The 2,301-nt window shown below is 24.8% G+C and carries 1 protein-coding gene; it reads right to left on the bottom strand.

Going from position 1 to position 2,301, the window contains the following annotated elements:
* Nucleotides 1–50: 50 nt before the first annotated feature.
* Nucleotides 51–1,925, bottom strand: a complete 1,875-nt coding sequence (locus tag G3997_RS04535; protein ID WP_442971243.1) for an SNF2-related protein — start codon at nt 1,923–1,925, stop codon at nt 51–53.
* Nucleotides 1,926–2,301: the final 376 nt, after the last annotated feature.

Raw genomic sequence — 2,301 nt, 5'->3', positions numbered from 1 at the left:
TATTTAAATATTTATTAACTATTATTATATATTTTTATAATCATTAATACTTAACTCATAAATAAATCTATTATATCATCTTTAGATAAATTCTTTAGTGTATAGCTATTATCTAAATTTCCATTTATTATATCTTCTATAAGCTCTTTTTTAGTTTCTTGTAAATTTATGACTCTTTCCTCTACTGTATTTTTTGCTATAAGCTTTATTACATTAACTACATTTTTCTGACCAATTCTATGAGCTCTATCACTTGCTTGGTATTCAACTGCTGGATTCCACCATGGGTCAAAATGAACTACTATGTTTGCACTTGTTAGGTTTAAACCTGTTCCTCCAGCTTTTAAAGATATTAAAAATACTTTATCATCATTATTATTAAACTCTTCTACTAACTTTACTCTATCTTTTGCATTAGTTTTACCATCTAAGTAACTATATAGTATATCTTCTTCTTTTAGTCTATTACCTATAACCTCTANTACTTTTGTAAATTGAGAGAATACTAATATTTTATTATTACCAGAGTCATTTATAATATTAATTAAAATATCTAGCTTGGAGTTTCTACCTTGGTAGTTTTTAACCATAAGCTCTGGTGATAAACATAGCTGTCTTAGTTTTGTTAAATAAGAAAATACAGTTATATTATCTTGATTGTTTTCTTTTATTTTTTTAGTTATAAGATTTACATATCCTTTGTAAGCTCTTTTATGTTCTTTTTCTAAGTCTATTATAAGTTTTTGTTCTATTTTATCTGGTAATTCTGTTATAACTTCTTTTTTAGTTCTTCTTAGTATAAATGGCTTTATAAGATTTTTAAGTTCTATAAGGTTTTTATCATTATTTATAAATGTACTTTTAAACTTTGATTTATTATATAAGTATCCTGGCATTATAAAGTCAAAAATTGACCAAAGCTCCATTAAGTTATTTTCTATAGGTGTTCCCGTTAATGCAAATCTAACATTAGCATTTACTTTCTTTATAGCTTTTGTAATTATTGCATCTGGATTTTTGATATTTTGAGCTTCGTCTATAATACAGTAATCAAAGTTTATATTCTCATATTTGTCTAAGTCATTTTTATAGGTTGTATAAGTAGTTAGTATAACATCATAGTTACCTATATTTTCTAGTATTTTTTCTCTTTCACTTTTTACTGAATGTAAAACACCTACTTTTAATGTTGGAGCAAATTTTTCTAATTCATTTTTCCAGTTATAAATAAGAGCTGTTGGTGTTATTACTATACTTTTTTTACCTTCATTAGATAATAAGAAAGTTATTGTTTGTATAGTCTTACCAAGACCCATTTCATCTGCAAGTATTCCTCCAAATTTGTAGTTTGATAGTGTTTTAAAGAATTCAAATCCATTTACTTGATAGTCTCTAAGTGCTGCATTTAAGCTTTGAGGAACTTCATACTTTTCATTTTTTACTTTATTAAACTTTTTAACTACATTAGATACATACTTACTTCCGTTTATAAAGCTTAAGTCTTCATCTTCTATAAGCTTTTCTAAATATATAGCTTTATTATTCGGTATTTTCATATTATCAAAGTCATTGTATATGTTTAATATATCTATTAATTTAAAAGCTTGTTCTAAGTCATTTTCTTTTAAATCTAAATAAGTTCCATTTTTCATTCTGTATAGCTTGTTGTTATCTTTATATGAGGCAAATATATCTCTGTATTCATCTTTATCTACATCTTTTATATCTAAATTCATTTTCATATATCCATTTCTTGATTGAGATATATCTAAGGTTATACTAGGGTTTATGGTTATATTTTCATCATTATATTCATTAGAGCTTTTATTATTTAATTTTTCTAATCCAGTTAATACTGTGGCTACTATATGAGCACATATTTGAGGTTTAGTGTTTGATAATAAGCTATGACAATCACAACTCATGTTTGATATTACTCTTGTTTTTGTATTTATGCTTATCATCGAAGTATAATCTTTTCTATGGTTTTCATCTATTACAGTTGCATAAAAGGTTATATCATCATTATTTTTATTTGAGTAATCATTTATAACTAGATTTCTTTTAAAGAAAGAGAATCCTGTATTAAATTTATTTTTATCTGTATGTGATTTTATTATTTCTTCTATTATATTTGAGTACATTTTTATGTCCTTTCATTTTTAGGGTTAATATTTATTATACTCATAATTTTAGAATTTAGATAGGTGTTGTATTGTAAAGCTAAAATTCGCTACGCTCATTTCGCCAATGATATGACACTCGCTACCGCTTCGGTCATATCCATTGCTCAAAAATTTA

Origin of the sequence: Romboutsia sp. 13368, from assembly GCF_018336475.1 — a bacterium.
GTDB lineage: Bacteria > Bacillota > Clostridia > Peptostreptococcales > Peptostreptococcaceae > Romboutsia.
This window is presented reverse-complemented; position numbering and strand designations above follow the sequence as displayed.